Raw genomic sequence first — 16,053 nt, forward strand, 5'->3', positions numbered from 1 at the left:
GTCCGGAAACCAGCATAAAAACCACGACACCACCCGATGAAACCCCGAGCGAGAGGACCGATACGTTGAGTGAGCCAGAGTCTCCGACGGCATCACATCAGAACTACCGGCGATCGCTCGGCACCATCAGCCTGACCGCCGTGGGGCTCGGATCCATCATCGGATCCGGGTGGTTGTTCGGCGCCGAGCGCGCCGCCCGGCTGGCCGGCCCCGCGTCGATCCTGGCCTGGGTGATCGGGGCCGCGGTGGCACTGACCATCGCGCTCACCTACAGCGAGCTCGGGTCGATGTTCCCCAAGGCTGGCGGCATGGTCCGGTACGGCCAGTACTCGCACGGCTCGCTGGCCGGCTACCTCGCCGCCTGGGCCAACTGGATCGCCATCGTCTCGGTCATCCCCGGCGAGGCCACCGCCTCCGTCCAGTACATGAGCTCCTGGCACTTCGGCTGGGCGCAGGGGCTGTACAACGGCAAGGAACTCACCCTGAGCGGGGTGGCACTGGCCAGCGTGCTGCTGGTCGGCTACTTCGTCCTCAACTGGTTCGCCATCACGATGTTCGCCAAGACCAACACGGCGATCACCGTCTTCAAGGTCATCGTCCCGACCCTGACCGCCGGCGCGCTGCTGTTCGCCCACTTCGACACCGCCCACTTCACCGACCACGGCGGCTTCGCGCCGAACGGCTGGAGCGCCGTGTTCACCGCCGTCGCGGTGTCCGGCATCGTCTGGGCCTTCAACGGCTTCCAGTCCCCGCTCAACCTGGCCGGCGAGGCCCGCAACCCCGGCAAGTCGCTGCCCAAGGCCGTCATCGGCTCGATCCTGATCGCCCTGGTGATCTACGTCGCGCTGCAGATCGCCTTCCTCGGTGCCATCCCGGCCGCCGACCTGTCGCACGGCTGGAGCAGCCTCGCCTACACCTCGCCGCTCGCCGACCTCGCGATGGTCTGGGGCCTCAACTGGCTCGCCCTGCTGCTGTACGCGGACGCCTTCGTCTCCCCCAGCGGCACCGGCATGATCTACGCCGCCACCACCTCTCGCATGATCCACGGCGTGCAGGAGAACGGCCACCTGCCGAAGATCTTCGGCAAGGTCGACGCCAGGACCGGTATCCCGCGCCCGGCCCTGGTGCTCAACCTGGTGGTCGCCTTCCTGTTCCTCGCGGTCTTCCGCGGCTGGGGCTCGCTGGCCGAGATCGTCTCGGTCGCCACCGTGATCTCGTACGTCACCGGCCCGGTCGCCGTGATGGCACTGCGCCGCCTCGCGCCGGACCTGCCCCGGCCGGTCCGGCTGCGGGCCATGCCGGTCATCGCCCCCGTGGCGATGGTGTTCGGCTCGCTGGTCCTGTACTGGGCCCGCTGGCCGCTCACCGGCAAGGTCATCCTGCTGATGGCCGCCGGTCTGCCGATCTGGGCCTGGTACGAGCTGCGCAAGCCGTGGGCCGAGCTGAAGCCGCACCTGAAGGCGGGCGCCTGGATGGTCGCGTACCTGTTCGTGATGGCCGGTGTCTCCTGGGCCGGCAGCACCGACTTCGGCGGCCAGGGCTACCTGCCCGAGGGCTGGGACCTGCTGGTCGTCGCGGCCATCGCGCTGGCCTTCTACCGCTGGGGCGTCGCCAGCGCCTGGGCCAACCCGTCCCTGGCCGCCGTCCGGCGCGAGCTGGCCGAGGAGGCCGCGGCCGGCGAGGGCGCCGACGGCCCTGCGGGCTCCGGTCGGGAGCCGCGGGAGGCCTCGCGGGCCTGAGGGAGCGTGCAACGCCGAAGGGCCGGTCGAGTCGTCGACCGGCCCTTCGGCGTTGACGGGGGCCGGATGGGACAGGACTGGGCGGGGTGCCGGGTCCCGGTCGGATCCGTCGGCGGGCGGCCGTCAGCCGCGGCGGGCGCGGCGGATGACGGCGGTGACGACCGGGGGGAGCAGGTCGCGGGCGGCGCGCTTGGCGACATTGGCCGGGCGGCGCAGTTCGGCGGCGCGGGCGCGGCGGGCGGCGAGGTCGCGGGCGGCCTCCTCCTGGGCCTCCTGGGCCGCCCGGCGGGACTGCGAGGCCTCGTTCCGGGCCGCTTCGGAGGTCAGCCGCCGGTGGTGGCGGGAGGGGCGGAACGCGTCGATGCCGTCCGAGCTTCCGGTCATCCGGAGCACCTGCTGCCCGTTCAGGGTCTCGGAGCTGAGGTAGCAGCCCTCGGCGAGGTCCACCCGGTCGAGCAGGTCGCGCTGGAACGGCTCCGGATCCCCCCAGGTGCCGTAGAACTTGCACTCGGTCAACATGATCGGCTTGAGCCCGTGGTTGAAGACCGCGCCCCAGGTCGCGGCGGCCACGCCCGGGGTGTGCTGCGAGCGGTAGTCGTCCAGGACGACGACACCCTGGTCCTGGAGCGCCACCCGGGCCACCTGGAGGTCGCCCACGACGTGCTCGTACAGGTGCGAGGCGTCGATGTGGATGAAGCGGAACGTGCCCGCCGCGATCCGCCCGCCGGCCAGGGCGGAGGTCGGGGCCTGGATTATCTCCGGCAGTTCCTCGTGGAAGGCGAGGTAGTTGACCTCGAAGGCCGAGCGGGTCAGCGACTTCCGGTAGGAGATGTCCATCTCGGCCGCGTTCTCGTCGTCCGGCGCGTCCGAGTCGAAGAGGTCACAGACGGTGAAGGACTCGCCGGGCTGGAGGTGCTCGCCGATCACGATCGCGCTGCGGCCCAGGTACGCACCCATCTCCAGCAGGTCGCCGGTGACCCCGGTCTTCTCCTGCCGTCCCATGAACCAGTCGAACGAGTGCCGGTCATGCTCCCAGAACCAGCCCGGAACGTCGTCCAGCACGGCTGGTTCGGCAGGCCGCTGCGACTCGTCCTTCAACGCGGCATCGGTCACGGGATGCTCCTTATGCGGTACGGATGACCTGCGGATTTGAGCCAGACCTCAGCCCGGTGGCAGCCCCCGCCCGACCGTGGGACACGCTGGTCCCGGACCATGTGCACCACTACGAACCACTGGCAACAGTAGTGCCTCACCGCTGAGTTCGCTGCAATCTACAGCGGTGCCCGCGGGCGTGAGGAGCTTTTCGCGCAATGATTTTCGCGGACCGTCGTTTCGCTGCCGGAGGGTGAACACGGAGCCTTCGGGACGGTTCGTCCGGTGTCCCGCGGCGGCGGACCACGGCGCGACCGGTCGCGCCGCACGCTGATCGTCAACTGGACGTCCGACGGCGGGCGGTGGAGCTGACGGCGGAGGCGGTGGGGGCGGCCGCCCGGTGCCGTGGCCGTGCGAGGCCCTTGAGCGGTCGGACGAGCGGCGCGCGGGCGCGGACCGAGCCGTCCGACGAGAACACCGCGCGGTTCGCCCCGGGGTGACCCGCCGGCCCACCGGGCCGGATTGGCTCTTGCGCGCGGCCGACCGGGCCGCCTTGACTGGCCCTTTGACTAGCGCTGTTGGTCAATCGGCCGACCGGATGAGAGGACACTCGGTGCAGCAGTACGCGGAGTACGGCGACCAGTACATCGACGGCGCCTGGCGGCCCTCCCTGGACGACGCCGGGTCGATCGAGGTGCTGAACCCGGCGACCGAGCAGGTGCTCGCCACCGTGCCGGCCGGCGGGCCGGCCGACATCGACGCCGCGGTCGCCGCGGCCCGCCGGGCGGCCCGCGGCTGGGCGACGACCGCCCGCGCGGACCGGCTCGCCCTGCTGACCCGGTTGCGGGACAAAATCGCCGCCGCCCAGGAGGAGATCACCGCCACCGTGGTCGCCGAACTCGGCGCCCCGGTCGGCTTCGCCGCCGCCGTGCACGCCGGAGCGCCGCTGACCGTGGCGACCTCCTACCTGACACTGCTCGCCGAGCACCCCTTCGAGGAACGGATCGGCAACTCGGTGGTGCTCGCCGAGCCCGCCGGGGTGGTCGCGGCCATCACGCCGTGGAACTACCCGCTGCACCAGATCGTCGCCAAGGCCGTCCCGGCCCTGGCGGCCGGCTGCCCGGTGGTCCTCAAGCCCGCCGAGGACACCCCGCTGGTGGCCCGGCTGTTCGCCCGGCTGGTGCACGAGGCGGGCTTCCCCGCGGGCACGTTCAACCTGGTGACCGGCACGGGCGTGGTGGCGGGTGCGGCGCTCGCCGCCCATCCGGGCGTGGACATGGTCTCGTTCACCGGATCCACCGCCGTCGGCCGACAGGTCGCCGAGACGGCGGGCCGGGGCCTGAAGCGGGTCGCCCTGGAACTCGGCGGCAAGTCCGCCAACGTGGTGCTGCCGGGCGCGGACCTGGCCCGGGCGGTCAACGTCAACATCGCCAACGTGTTCGCCAACTCGGGCCAGACGTGCAGCGCGTGGACCCGCCTGCTGGTGCACCGGGACCAGTACGAGGAGGCCGTCGCGACGGCCGCGAAGGCCGCCGCCAAGTACGCCCCGGGCGATCCGACCGACCCGCAGACCCGGATCGGCCCGCTGGTCAACGCCAAGCAGCTGGCCAGGGTGCGCGGTTACGTCGAGGGCGCGCTCGCCGCGGGCGCCCGGCTGGTCGTCGGCGGCGCGGAGCCCGTCCCGGGCCTGCCCGCCGGCTTCTACGTCCACCCGACCGTGCTCGCCGACGTCACGGGGGACATGGCGATCGCCCGGGAGGAGGTGTTCGGCCCCGTCCTGGTGGTCCTCCCCTACCGGGACGAGGACCACGCCGCCGAACTCGCCAACGACACCGAGTACGGCCTGGCCGGCGGCGTCTGGGCCACGGACACCGACACCGCCGCCGCCTTCGCCCGCCGCCTCGACACCGGCCAGGTCGACCTCAACGGCGGCCGCTTCAACCCGCTCGCGCCGTTCGGCGGCTACAAGAGCTCCGGCCTCGGCCGCGAACTGGGCCGCCACGGCCTGGAGGAGTTCCTCCAGTACAAGTCGCTGCAGTACTGACCGCGGCGCCGAGCGGGGTACCGGCCGCGGCACCGGCTTCGGGCCCGCCGCACGTGGGGCGGCGGGCCCGGGGGTTCGGGCATCGAGGCCAGTCGGGTGAGGCCGGTCGGGCGGGGCCGGTCGGGCGGGGCCGGTCGGGCGGGGCCGGTCGGGCGGGGCCGGTCAGGCGAGGTCGACGCCCGGGTAGAGGGGGAAGGGGGCGAGGAGGTCGGCGGCGCGCTTGGCGACGCCGTCGCGCACGGCGTCGTCGAGGCGGTACTGGGCCTTGGAGGGGGCGCCGCCCGCGGTGGTGGTCGGGGTGGTGGCGCGCAGCACGGTGTCGATCAGGGCGGCGATCTCGTCCATCTCGGCGGCGCCGAGGCCACGGGTGGTGAGCGCCGGGGTGCCGAGGCGCACGCCCGAGGTGTACCAGGCGCCGTTCGGGTCCTGCGGGACGGAGTTGCGGTTGGTGACGACGCCCGAGTCCAGCAGCGCCGCCTCCGCCTGACGCCCCGTCAGGCCGTAGCCGGAGACGTCGGCGAGGACGAGGTGGTTGTCGGTGCCGCCGGTGACCAGCCGGCCGCCGCGGCGCAGCAGGCCCTCGGCGAGCGCCCGGGCGTTGTCCACGACGGCGCGGGCGTAGGTCCTGAACTCGGGCCGGCGGGCCTCGGCGAAGGCGACCGCCTTGGCGGCCATGACGTGCGAGAGCGGCCCGCCGAGCACCAACGGGCAGCCGCGGTCGACGTGTTCGGCCAGTTCGGTGTCGCACAGCACCATGCCGCCGCGCGGGCCGCGCAGCGACTTGTGGGTGGTCGTGGTGACGATCTGGGCGTGCTGGACGGGGTCGTGGTCGCCGGTCAGCACCTTGCCCGCGACCAGGCCGGCGAAGTGCGCCATGTCGACCATGAGGGTCGCGCCGACCTCGTCCGCGATCTCGCGCATCCGCCGGAAGTCGACCAGTCGCGGGTAGGCGGAGTAGCCGGCGACCAGGATCAGCGGGCGGAACTCCCGGGCGGTCTCGCGCAGCGCGTCGTAGTCGATCAGGCCGGTGGCCGGGTCGGTGCCGTAGCTGCGCTGGTCGAACATCTTGCCCGAGATGTTGGGTCGGAAGCCGTGGGTGAGGTGGCCCCCGGCGTCCAGGGACATGCCGAGCATCCGCTGGTTGCCGAGCGACTGGCGCAGTTGCGCCCAGTCCTGCTCGGTGAGGTCGTTGACGCCCCGGACCTTGGCCCGCTCCAGCGCCGGGCTCTCCACCCGCTGGGAGAGGACGGCCCAGAAGGCCGTGAGGTTGGCGTCGATGCCGGAGTGCGGCTGGACGTAGGCGTGGTCGGCGCCGAACAGGGCGCGGGCGTGCTCGGCGGCGACGGTCTCGACGGTGTCGACGTTGCGGCAGCCCGCGTAGAAGCGCCGGCCCGCGGTGCCCTCGGCGTACTTGTCGCTGAGCCAGTTGCCCATGGCGAGCAGCACGGCCGGGGAGGCGTAGTTCTCGCTGGCGATCAGCTTGAGCGAGGCGCGCTGGTCCTCCAGCTCCCGGCCGATGGCGGCGGCGATCCGCGGCTCCACGTCGGCGACCACGTCGAGGGCGCTGCGGAAGGCGGTGTCGGCGGCCGCGCCGGCGGCGGTGTGCGGGGCCTGAGCGGCCTCAACGGCCGGAGGGGTGTGCGGGGTGGCCAAGGCGGTCTCCTCGTGGTGCACGGACGAGTACGGACGGCCCAGGCGCTCGGCAACTGTCGTGCGGGTGCACGGAGCCGCTTCCCGATGGTCGGTTCCATCCGTGCGCGCCAGTCGCGGCTCCCCGGGATCGTACCAATGCCCGGGGGGATGTGGCGGAGATCTCAGGATTCGGGACGGCGCGCCCGTTTCGCCCCTCGATGTCCGTTCTTCTGCAACGCCGGTATTGCGGCGCAATGACGCCGAATGAAGCCGCAATACGCGCCGAAACAATGCCGGGGAAAACCGCCGGAGGTGATTTGCGGACCTCCCCGCGCATCCGGTCTGATGGCGCTCGAACGGCCGACGGGAAACCCCCGGGGGCTGGTTCGGAAATGCACACCAGCGCACCCTCACCCACAGGGCGGCGGAGAATTCGGGGAGTACGCCTCTCATGGCCGTGGTCGAAACAGCAGCGGGCTCCGTCCCCGCACCCGCCGCGCCGAGGCTGCTCGGCCGGCTCCTGCGCGACCGGGTCGGCGCCGCCGCCCTCGCCGTCGTCCTGCTCTTCCTGCTGCTCGCCCTCGCCGCCCCGCTGATCGCCGCCCTGTACGGGAAGAACCCGGTCGAGCACTACGGCCAGAACTCCCCCGGCCTGCTCAGCGACGGCGGCCTGCCCGTCCTGCCGAACGGCGGCATCTCGGGCGACTTCTGGTTCGGCCTGGAGCCGGGGCTCGGCCGGGACGTCCTGACCCAGTTGCTCTACGGCATCCGCACCTCGCTGCTGATCGCCTTCGCCTCCGCCGCCGTGACCACCACGCTCGGCGTGCTGGCCGGGGTCGCGGTCGGCTACCTCGGCGGGATCGCCGACCGGCTGTTCGGCTTCCTGGCCAACGTGCTGCTGGCCTTTCCGACCCTGCTCCTGCTCCTCGCGCTGAGCCCCGTCATCCAGTCCCGGCTGGTCGATCCGGGCGCCGCGGAACCGGAGTGGATGCAGTTCCTGGTGCTGATCCTGGTCTTCTCCGCGTTCGGCTGGATTCCGCTCGCGCTTTCCCTGCGGGCCACCGTGCGGTCCCTCCGGGAAAGGGATTTCGTGCAGTCCGCCCGGGCCCAGGGCGCCGGTCGATTCCATGTCGTCGTCCACGAACTGCTGCCGAACGTCCGCTCGCAGCTGCTGGTGCACGCCACCATGGCGGTGCCGACCTTCGTCGCCTCCGAAGCGGTGCTGTCCTTCCTCGGCGTCGGCATCACGGAGCCGATCCCGGACTGGGGGCGGATGATCTCCCGCGGCTCCGAGGTCTTCCAGGCCGATCCGACCTACATGGTCTTCCCCGGTGTCGCCCTGCTGCTCTTCGTGCTCGCCTTCAACCTGCTCGGCGACGCCGTCCGGGACGCGTTGGACCCGCGCGCCGCCCGCTGAGCCCCGCCCTTCTCCGTCCATCACCCCAAGCCCGCCCCGACCCGCCCCGGCTCCCGGGGCAAGGAGAGATTCGCCATGCGCTGGACCAGACCGTCCCTCGCCGTCGTCGCCACCGCCCTGCTGGCGACCGCCTGCTCGGCCGGTGCGGGCACCGGCCCGGCGCCCGCCGGGGCGGCCGCCAAGGAGACGTCCCCGCTGACCGCCGCGCTCGGCGGCGAGAAGGAGAGCGCCGGACCGGCCCCCGCCGTTGCCGGCGCCCGCGTGGGCGGCACCGTGAACGTGTACAACAGCGTCGAGTTCCGCCACCTCGACCCGCAGAAGGTCTACGCGGGCGCGACGTACAACGCCTCGCTGCTCTGGGGCCGCCAGCTGACGCAGTACCAGGTCGTCGACGGCAAGGCCAAGCTGGTCGGCGACCTGGCGACCGACACCGGCACCTCCGGCGACGGCGGGCGCACCTGGACGTACAAGCTCAAGGACGGCGTGGCCTGGGAGGACGGCAAGCCGATCACCGCCCAGGACGTCAAGTACGGCATCGAGCGCAGCTTCGGCAAGGGCTACGAGGTCGGCCCGCCGTACTGGCCGCAGTGGCTCACCGGTGAGGCCAGCTACGAGGCGGCGCGCGCCAAGTACGCCGGCCCGCAGGACGGCGACCTGGCCGCGATCGAGACGCCCGACGAGCACACCATCGTCTTCCACTTCCCGCAGCCGCAGGCCGACGTCCCGTACATGGCCGCGCAGTCCTCGTCCTCGCCGGTGCGCCGGGACAAGGACACCGGGACGGACTACGACCGGCAGCCGTTCGCCACCGGCCCCTACCGGATCGTCGAGCACGTCCAGAACACCCGCATGGTGCTGGAGCGCAACCCCGCCTGGAAGGCCGAGACCGACCCGATCCGCAGCCAGTACCCGGACAAGTTCGTCTTCACGTTCGGCAAGGAGGCGCTCAACATCAACCAGGAGATCCTGTCCGGGCGCGACGGCGGCGCCAGCGCCACCACCGCCTCCGACGTGCTCTCCCCCGAGCTGTACCAGACCGCCGACACCGACCCGAAGGCCAAGGACCTGGTCGTCTCCGGGCGCCAGGGCGCCTTCGTCACCCAGCTGGTGATCAACAACGAGCGGGTGCCGGACGTCGAGGTCCGCAAGGCCCTGCACCTCGGCTACCCCCGCCAGCAGGCCCGCCAGGTCCAGGGCGGCTCCCGGATCGGCGAACTCGCCACCACGCTCAGCTCGCCGGCGCTGATCGACTGGGAGAAGTACGACCTCCACCCGGTCAAGCCCGAAGGCGACCCGGAGGCCGCCAAGGCCGCGCTCGCCAAGGCCAAGCAGGCGCCGACGAGCCTGACCTACGGGTACAAGAACACCCCGGACGGGCAGCGCACCGCGCAGGTGCTGGTGGACGGCTTCGCCAAGTCGGGCATCACCATCGTGCCCAAGCCGATCGACCCCAAGGCGTTCCTGGACGAGGTGCACCGCGCCGACTCCCCGTACGACCTGTTCGAGGAGACCTCCTCCGTCGACTGGCCGACCCCGTCCACGCTGATTCCGTTCTCCTTCGACGGCCGCGCCGGCAGCGACCTCAACTCCGCGCGCTACCGCAACCCGGCGGTGGACAAGGAGATCGACCGGATCAACCAGATCGGCGAGCCGCGCGCCAAGGCCAAGGAGCTGTACGCGCTGGAGAAGACCGTGATGCAGGACGTCCCGGTGCTGCCGTTCGTCTACGCGAACGTCAACCAGGTGCGCGGCTCCAACGTCGGCGGGGCGTTCATCCACCCCATCTACGGCACGGTCAGCCTGGCGTGGCTGTACCTGAAGTCCTGACCGCCGCACCCGCCCCCGCGCCGGTCGGTGCGGGGGCGGGCCCCTGAACTCCCGCACTCCCCGTGCACTGCACGTAGTCCTGCCCCGCGCACGCCTCCCCGTCCCGTCGACCCCGGACCGGCCATGCTCTCCTTCGCCCTGCGGCGGACCCTCCAGGCCCTCGCCGTCCTGGTCGCGGTCTCCGCCGCCGCCTTCGCCCTCTTCTACGCCGCGCCCGCCGACCCGGCCCGCGCCGCCTGCGGCCCGCGCTGCGACAGCGGCCAAGTCGCGGCGGTGCGCCAGAGCATGGGCCTGGACCAGCCGCTGCTCACCCAGTACACCGACTACCTCACCGGGGTCGTCGCCGGGCGCGACATCGGCGACGTGGACGGCTCGGTCATCCACTGCGACGCGCCGTGCCTCGGCTACTCCTACCGGCTGCACCAGCCCGTCACCGAGGCCCTGGCCGACCACCTGCCGGTCACGTTCTCGCTCACCGCCGGCGCCCTCGCCGTCCTGCTGGTGCTCGGCCTCGGCACCGGGTTCGTCTCCGCGCTACGGCACGGCGGCCGCACCGACCGGCTGCTCTCCGGCTTCACCCTCGTCGGCGCCAGCGTGCAGATCTACTTCCTCGGATACGTCGCCCAGTGGGCACTGGTCTACTCCACCGGCCTGCTGCCACTGCCCTCCTACACCCCGCCGACCGAGGACCTCGCGGCCTGGGCGGGCGGGCTGCTGCTCCCCTGGCTCGTCCTCGGATTCGTCAACTCCGCCGTGTTCGCCCGGCTTTCACGCTCCCAGCTGCTGGAGACGATGAACGAGGAGTACGTCCGCACCGCGCGCGGCAAGGGCCTCGGCCGGCTGCGCGCCCACCTCAAGTACACCTCGCGCGGCGCCGCCGGGCCGCTGGTGCAACTGCTCGGGCTGGAGGCCGGAGTGCTGCTCGGCGGGGCGGTCATCACCGAGACGGTGTTCGGGCTGAACGGGGTCGGGCGGTTCGCCGCCCAGGCGGTGTCCGGGCAGGACCTGCCCGCAGTGGTCGGCGCGGTACTGCTGGCCGCCTGCTTCGTGGTGCTGTTCGTCGCGCTGGCCGACCTGGTGGTGGCCTGGCTCGACCCGCGAATCCGCCTGAGCTGACTGGAGCCGTTCGATGACGTCCACTGTTGAGTCCGTGTCCGGGGGCGCGCCCGGAGCCGTGTCGGAGGCCGCTCCTGGGCCCGGTGCCGCGCCTGCCGCGGAGCCCGTGCTGAGCGTTCGCGATCTGACCGTCACCTTCGCCGACCCGCGCGGCGGCGCTCCCGTGACCGCCGTCCGGGGGCTCTCCTTCGACCTGGCCGCCGGTGAAGTCCTCGGTCTGGTCGGCGAGTCGGGCTCCGGCAAGTCGGCCACCGGACTCGCCGTCCTCGGCCTGCACGACCCTCGCACCACCACCGTCACCGGCTCGATCCGGCTGGGCGGGCAGGAGCTGGTGGGCGCGACGGAGTCCGCGCTGCGTCCGGTCCGGGGCGGCCGGGCCGCGCTGGTCTTCCAGGACGCGCTCACCTCGCTCAGCCCCTTCCACGGCGTCGGCGCCCAACTCGCCGAGATGTACCGGCTGCACCACCCCGGCGCCGGTCGCGCCGAGGCCCGCCGACGCGCCGCCGCGATGCTCGACCGGGTCGGCATCCCGGCCGCCCGGGTGCGCGACTTCCCGCACCAGTTCTCCGGCGGGATGCGCCAGCGGGTGATGATCGCCATGGCGCTGATGAACGACCCGCAGGTGCTGATCGCCGACGAGCCCACCACCGCCCTGGACTCCCGGGTGCAGCGGCAAGTCCTCGACCTGCTCGGCGAGTTGCAGCGCGAGCACGGCACGGCGGTGCTGCTGGTCAGCCACGACCTCGGCGTGGTCGCCGGGACGACGGACCGCACGCTCGTGCTGCGCGGCGGCGTCCAGGTCGAGTCCGCGCCGACCGCCGAACTGCTGGCCGCGCCGCGCGAGCCGTACACCCGCGCACTGGTCGGGGCGGCGCTCACCCTGGACTCCGTACCCGGCTCACCGCTGCCGACAGTTGACGATCCGTCACCCGTCGCCGCATTCGCGCCCCGGGCTGTCGGGCGCCCCGAGCGCTGGCTCGTCGAGGTGGCGGACCTCGCCGTCCACTTCCCCGGACGGCGCCGCCTCCCCAGCCTGCGCGCCGAGCCCGTCCGGGCAGTGGAGGGCGTAGGACTGCGGATCGCACCCGGCGAGACGCTCGGACTGGTCGGCGAGTCCGGCTCCGGCAAGTCCACCACCGCCCGCGTCCTGGCCGGCCTCCAACAGCCCACCTCGGGAACGGTGTTGTACGACGGCCAGGACGTCACCCGCCCGGGCCGGGAGCTGCGGCGCCGGCTCAGCCGGGAGATCCAGCTGGTCTTCCAGGACCCGTACGCCTCCCTCAACCCGCGCCGCACCGTCGCCCAGACCCTTGACACCCCGCTGCGCCTGCACACCTCACTCGACGCGGCGCAGCGGCGGGAGCGCTCGGCCGAACTGCTGGACCAGGTCGGGCTGCCCGCCGCCCACCTGGACCGCTACCCGCACGAGTTCTCCGGCGGACAGCGCCAGCGGATCGGCATCGCGCGGGCCCTCGCCCCGCAGCCGCGCCTGATCATCGCGGACGAACCGGTGTCTGCCCTCGACGTCTCGGTCCAGGCGCAGGTGCTCAATCTGCTGATGGAGCTACGCGAACGCCTCGGCGTCGCCTTCCTGTTCGTCTCGCACGACCTCGCCGTGGTACGGCACTTCTGCGACCGGGTGGCCGTGATGCACCGGGGCCGGCTGGTCGAGTCCACCGACCGCGACCGCCTGTTCAGCGCGCCGCACACCGAGTACACCCGGGAACTGCTGGCCGCGGTGCACTAGCGCTGGGGCCGGTCCTCGCGGGGGGGGCGGCCGTGAGGGGACTGGCCGTGGCCTCGCGGGGGTCGGTGGGGAGGAGCGCCTAGAGGTGCAGGTCGCGGCGCTCGTCGTCGTACCCGGCGGAGGCGGCCGGGACGGTCGTGACCAGCGGGATGTACGGGTCGGTGCCCGCCTCCCGGACCACGGCGAGGTCGGTGAGGCGCCAGGGGCGAAGGATGAAGGGGCCCTCGTAAAGCGTTGGCACGATCAGGGGCGGTCGGTCCATGCTCGAAGCCTGTCATGTGCGATCAAGGAGCCCCAGCGAATATGTCCGCCAGCGATCAATCCGACTCCGCAGGAGACCGCGCAGCCGTCGACCGCGAGCTCGTCGAGGCCGCCCGGGCGGTGGCCCGGCGCTACTGCCGGGGCGACAACCACACCGTCGCGGCCGCCGGACGCAACGCCGACGGGCGGATCGTCACGGCCGTGAACGCCTACCACTTCACCGGCGGCCCGTGCGCGGAGCTCGTCCTCATCGGCGCGGCCGCCGGCCAGGGCGCGTACGACCTCACCACGGTCGTCGCGGTCGGCGACCAGGACCGGGGCGTCGTGCCGCCGTGCGGCCGCTGCCGGCAGGTGCTGCTCGACTACTTCCCGACGGTCGAGGTCATCGTCAAGCGGGGAACGGAGCTGCTCGCCCTGCCCATCCTCGACCTGCTCCCCGAGGCGTACGTCTGGGCCGAGCACCAGGACGGCTAGCGGCCCTGCCTTCGAGCCGCCCGAGCGGCCGTTCGCCCGTCGTTCGGCTGCGCGAGCGCGACTCCAGGCACTAGCGTGCTGGCGACGTGTCGTAGTGATCGCCAACCGAGGGGGCACATTGTCGGACGACCTGCTCACAGCAAAGATCAACCACGGGTTCGACCACCTCGACGCCGACGGCGACGGGCTCCTCACCGAACGGGACCACGTCCTCATGGGCATCGCCGTCGCCCGCTCGCTCGGCCACCAGGAGGGCTCGGAGGCCGAGGCCATCATCGTCCGCGCGTACCTGACGGTCTGGCACGACCTGCACCTCGCCCACCTGCCCGCCGGTACCGAGGCGATCACCCGCGAACAGTTCGTCCGCTCGACCGGCGCCCTCTCCGACGACCCCGAGGCCGCGCGGACCAGCTTCGGCGCACTCGCCGACGCCTTCCTCGCCGTCGCCGACACCGACCGCAGCGGAACGGTCGACGCCGGCGAGTTCTTCGTCTTCCAGCGCGGCCACTTCGCCGACCTCTCCCGCGACGACGCCGACGAGGCCTTCCGCCACCTCGACCGCGACGGCGACGGCACCCTCTCCGCAGCCGAGTTCACCAGCGCGATCATCGAGTTCTGGACCAGCCGCGACCCCGACGCCCCCGGCAACTGGTGGACGGGCAAGCCCCCGCACACCTTCTGACACCCCCTCCGGCAGAGCTGCCCTCCCGCCCGCCGGAACGCGAGGTCAGCGGGGTCAGGTGGCGGGGACGATGCGCTCGACGATGGTCTCGATCAGGGCGGGCAGGGTGTCGGTGCCCAACACCTCGGGCAGGGTGAGGTGTTCGACGATCAGGCCGGTCATCGCGAGGTAGAGGACGAGGACGGTCTCGCGGTCGCCGGGCAGTCCTCCGTCGAGGTGGTAGGCGACGTTGGCCTCCAGCTGCTCGCGGATGGTGCCGGTGAGCTGGGCCCGCAGGCCGGGGCGGCGGGTGGCCTCCAGGCGCAGTTCGAGCATCGCGAGGTAGCCGGCCCGGTCGGCGGAGATGCGGCGGATCAGGTCGTGCATCAGGGCGGCGACCAGGGCGCGGTCACGCGGGGCCCGCAGCAGGTCGGCGATGACGGCCGGGTCCGGGGTGAGCCGGTGGTGGATGTGCCGGGCGGTCTGGTGGAGCAGGTGGTCGCGGTTGGCGAAGTAGTTGGAGGCCGTGCCGTTGGGGACGCCGGCCTGCACGTCGACCGCGCGGAAGGTGAGGCCGCGGGCGCCGTCGCGGGCGAGGACCTCGATGGCGGCGTCGGCGAGGGCGGTGCGGCGGGCGGGGTTCTGGACCATGGGCCGATTCTCTCTCGCGGGGTTTTCGGGGGCCGGGGCGCCCGGCCTGAAAACATCCCGGCAACCACTATGGCTGGAGTACTATAGTCGGAGTGGTTAGGCGACAGGCCGCACGGTCCGCGCCGCTTCCCGACTCCAGAGGACCTGCATGCGCAAGCTCAGCTACTTCATCGGCACCACCATCGACGGCTTCATCGCCGGCCCGGACGACAGCTTCGACTTCTTCGCGCCGTTCCTCACCGAGGACTACACCTCGGTGCTCTTCGCCGAGTACCCGGAGACCATCCCCACCCCCGGCCGCGCGGCGTTCGGCATCGCGGAGGCGCCCAACAAGCGCTTCGACACCGTCGTCATGGGCCGTGGCACCTACGCACCGGGGCTGGCCGCGGGCCTCACCAGCCCCTACGCCCACCTGCGGCAGATCGTGGTCTCCCGCACCCTCGGTGCCGGCCCGGACCCGGCGGTGGAGGTCACCGCGGAGGACCCGGTGGCCCTGGTCCGCAGGCTGAAGCAGCAGGACGGGCTCGACATCTGGCTCTGCGGCGGCGCCGACCTGGCCGGCCAGCTGCTGCCCGAGATCGACGAGTTGATCATCAAGCAGTACCCGGTGGTGGTTGGGTCGGGCGTCCCGCTGTTCCGCGCGGAGTTCGAGCCCCGCGCCTTCACGCTCACCGACAGCCGCGTCTTCGAGCGCGGCAACGTCGTCCTCACCTACGCGCGGACCACCCCGGACGCCGCCTGACGCCCACCACCGGGCGGACGCGCGGGGCACGGGACACGCGGGGCGCGGGACACGCGGGGCGAGGGGCGCTATCGCCGCGCGGGCGCGAGGACGCACCGTGGGCGCTCCCCCAAGCCGAGAGGTCGAACCCGTGTCCGAGGAGGCCCTGCCGTTCTTCGTCTACGGCACCCTGCGCAGCGGCGGCCGCAACCACGCCGCCCACCTGGCCGGACGCTGCGCCGACATCCGCCCGGCCGTGCTGGACGGCGCCACGCTGCACGACGGCCCCGGGTACCCGTACGCGGTGCCGGACGCGACGCCCGGGCGCCGGATCGTGGGCGAGCTGATCACCGTACGGCCCGGCGCGTACGCCGGAGCGCTCGCGGCGCTGGACCGGCTGGAGGACTGCCGGGCGGACGGGACCGGCCTGTACGTACGGCGGCGGCTGCCGGTGCGGACGGCGGCGGGCGAGGTGCGGGAGGCCTGGGTGTACTTCGCCGGGCCCGTCGTCGAGAGCCGGCTGCGGGAGCGGCCCGCGGTGATCGACTCGGGGGACTGGGCGGACCGGTAGCGGGGGACGGGCGGGAGACGACCGGCCGGATACCGCCAGGTAGGCTGCCCCGACAGTTGTTCCCTCTACTCACGGCGCCCGCCGAACGACAAGGAGCCAC

14 protein-coding genes and 1 riboswitch are annotated in these 16,053 nt (G+C 72.7%); of the genes, 10 read left to right on the forward strand and 4 right to left on the reverse strand.

Translation table 11 applies throughout. The features are described from left to right. Positions 1–65 precede the first annotated feature (65 nt). Positions 66–1,739: an APC family permease gene (locus ACIO9K_RS00340; protein ID WP_363616913.1), complete on the forward strand. Its 1,674-nt coding sequence runs from the start codon at positions 66–68 to the stop codon at positions 1,737–1,739. 123 nt (positions 1,740–1,862) lie between these two features. On the opposite strand, the gene ACIO9K_RS00345 is transcribed toward ACIO9K_RS00340, so the two are convergent. Then, positions 1,863–2,852, reverse strand: coding sequence for a class I SAM-dependent methyltransferase (locus tag ACIO9K_RS00345; RefSeq protein ID WP_363616912.1), 990 nt, complete (start codon positions 2,850–2,852; stop codon positions 1,863–1,865). A 592-nt stretch (positions 2,853–3,444) separates the two neighbouring features. On the opposite strand from ACIO9K_RS00345, the gene ACIO9K_RS00350 reads away from it, so the two are divergent. Beyond that, the gene (locus tag ACIO9K_RS00350; protein WP_400325542.1) at positions 3,445–4,875 is read left to right on the forward strand and encodes an aldehyde dehydrogenase family protein; all 1,431 of its coding nucleotides are present in this window, start codon (positions 3,445–3,447) and stop codon (positions 4,873–4,875) included. Positions 4,876–5,037: 162 nt separating this feature from the next. Here ACIO9K_RS00350 and ACIO9K_RS00355 read toward each other — a convergent pair whose 3' ends face one another. Further along, on the reverse strand, positions 5,038–6,528 hold the full coding sequence (locus ACIO9K_RS00355; protein WP_400325545.1) for a glycine hydroxymethyltransferase: 1,491 nt from the start codon (positions 6,526–6,528) through the stop codon (positions 5,038–5,040). 29 nt (positions 6,529–6,557) lie between these two features. After that, positions 6,558–6,653, reverse strand: a riboswitch (ZMP/ZTP riboswitch). A gap of 305 nt (positions 6,654–6,958) precedes the next feature. On the opposite strand from ACIO9K_RS00355, the gene ACIO9K_RS00360 reads away from it, so the two are divergent. The 4 genes from ACIO9K_RS00360 to ACIO9K_RS00375 all read left to right on the forward strand — a co-directional run bounded on the left by ACIO9K_RS00360 (position 6,959) and on the right by ACIO9K_RS00375 (position 12,614). Continuing rightward, positions 6,959–7,924: an ABC transporter permease gene (locus tag ACIO9K_RS00360; RefSeq protein WP_363616907.1), complete on the forward strand. Its 966-nt coding sequence runs from the start codon at positions 6,959–6,961 to the stop codon at positions 7,922–7,924. A gap of 75 nt (positions 7,925–7,999) precedes the next feature. Beyond that, complete coding sequence (locus tag ACIO9K_RS00365; RefSeq protein WP_363585857.1) at positions 8,000–9,751, forward strand: ABC transporter substrate-binding protein; 1,752 nt, start codon at positions 8,000–8,002, stop codon at positions 9,749–9,751. Between the two features lie 123 nt (positions 9,752–9,874). After that, entirely contained in the window at positions 9,875–10,867 is a 993-nt protein-coding gene (locus ACIO9K_RS00370) for an ABC transporter permease (protein ID WP_363616905.1), read from the forward strand. A gap of 106 nt (positions 10,868–10,973) precedes the next feature. Beyond that, a complete protein-coding gene (locus ACIO9K_RS00375) occupies positions 10,974–12,614 on the forward strand; it encodes an ABC transporter ATP-binding protein (protein WP_363616903.1) in 1,641 nt (546 codons plus the stop codon). A gap of 79 nt (positions 12,615–12,693) precedes the next feature. On the opposite strand, the gene ACIO9K_RS00380 is transcribed toward ACIO9K_RS00375, so the two are convergent. Beyond that, positions 12,694–12,876 (reverse strand): hypothetical protein, encoded by a 183-nt coding sequence (locus tag ACIO9K_RS00380; RefSeq protein WP_363616901.1) that lies wholly within the window; start codon positions 12,874–12,876, stop codon positions 12,694–12,696. A 41-nt stretch (positions 12,877–12,917) separates the two neighbouring features. Between ACIO9K_RS00380 and ACIO9K_RS00385 the strand changes: the two genes are divergently transcribed. After that, positions 12,918–13,349 carry a cytidine deaminase gene (locus ACIO9K_RS00385; RefSeq protein ID WP_363616899.1) on the forward strand — a complete coding sequence of 144 codons (432 nt, stop codon included), beginning with the start codon at positions 12,918–12,920 and terminating at the stop codon, positions 13,347–13,349. A 118-nt stretch (positions 13,350–13,467) separates the two neighbouring features. Continuing rightward, positions 13,468–14,031, forward strand: a complete 564-nt coding sequence (locus tag ACIO9K_RS00390) for an EF-hand domain-containing protein (protein WP_400325551.1) — start codon at positions 13,468–13,470, stop codon at positions 14,029–14,031. Between the two features lie 54 nt (positions 14,032–14,085). On the opposite strand, the gene ACIO9K_RS00395 is transcribed toward ACIO9K_RS00390, so the two are convergent. Beyond that, positions 14,086–14,661, reverse strand: a complete 576-nt coding sequence (locus ACIO9K_RS00395; RefSeq protein WP_363616895.1) for a TetR family transcriptional regulator — start codon at positions 14,659–14,661, stop codon at positions 14,086–14,088. Between the two features lie 148 nt (positions 14,662–14,809). Between ACIO9K_RS00395 and ACIO9K_RS00400 the strand changes: the two genes are divergently transcribed. Together ACIO9K_RS00400 and ACIO9K_RS00405 are read left to right on the forward strand one after the other, a co-directional pair. Continuing rightward, on the forward strand, positions 14,810–15,403 hold the full coding sequence (locus tag ACIO9K_RS00400; protein WP_400325554.1) for a dihydrofolate reductase family protein: 594 nt from the start codon (positions 14,810–14,812) through the stop codon (positions 15,401–15,403). A gap of 130 nt (positions 15,404–15,533) precedes the next feature. After that, positions 15,534–15,953, forward strand: coding sequence for a gamma-glutamylcyclotransferase family protein (locus tag ACIO9K_RS00405; RefSeq protein ID WP_063350078.1), 420 nt, complete (start codon positions 15,534–15,536; stop codon positions 15,951–15,953). The last annotated feature ends 100 nt before the right edge of the window (positions 15,954–16,053 follow it).

This window comes from Kitasatospora sp. NPDC087271 (assembly GCF_044744605.1).
GTDB lineage: Bacteria > Actinomycetota > Actinomycetes > Streptomycetales > Streptomycetaceae > Kitasatospora.

What these genes read in the sequence shown, in the direction of transcription:
- ACIO9K_RS00365 (WP_363585857.1), top strand. Translation starts at nt 8,000, where the DNA reads ATGCGCTGGACCAGACCGTCCCTCGCCGTCGTCGCCACCGCCCTGCTG.
- ACIO9K_RS00395 (WP_363616895.1), bottom strand. Translation starts at nt 14,661, where the DNA reads ATGGTCCAGAACCCCGCCCGCCGCACCGCCCTCGCCGACGCCGCCATC.
- ACIO9K_RS00370 (WP_363616905.1), top strand. Translation starts at nt 9,875, where the DNA reads ATGCTCTCCTTCGCCCTGCGGCGGACCCTCCAGGCCCTCGCCGTCCTG.
- ACIO9K_RS00380 (WP_363616901.1), bottom strand. Translation starts at nt 12,876, where the DNA reads ATGGACCGACCGCCCCTGATCGTGCCAACGCTTTACGAGGGCCCCTTC.
- ACIO9K_RS00385 (WP_363616899.1), top strand. Translation starts at nt 12,918, where the DNA reads ATGTCCGCCAGCGATCAATCCGACTCCGCAGGAGACCGCGCAGCCGTC.
- ACIO9K_RS00400 (WP_400325554.1), top strand. Translation starts at nt 14,810, where the DNA reads ATGCGCAAGCTCAGCTACTTCATCGGCACCACCATCGACGGCTTCATC.
- ACIO9K_RS00360 (WP_363616907.1), top strand. Translation starts at nt 6,959, where the DNA reads ATGGCCGTGGTCGAAACAGCAGCGGGCTCCGTCCCCGCACCCGCCGCG.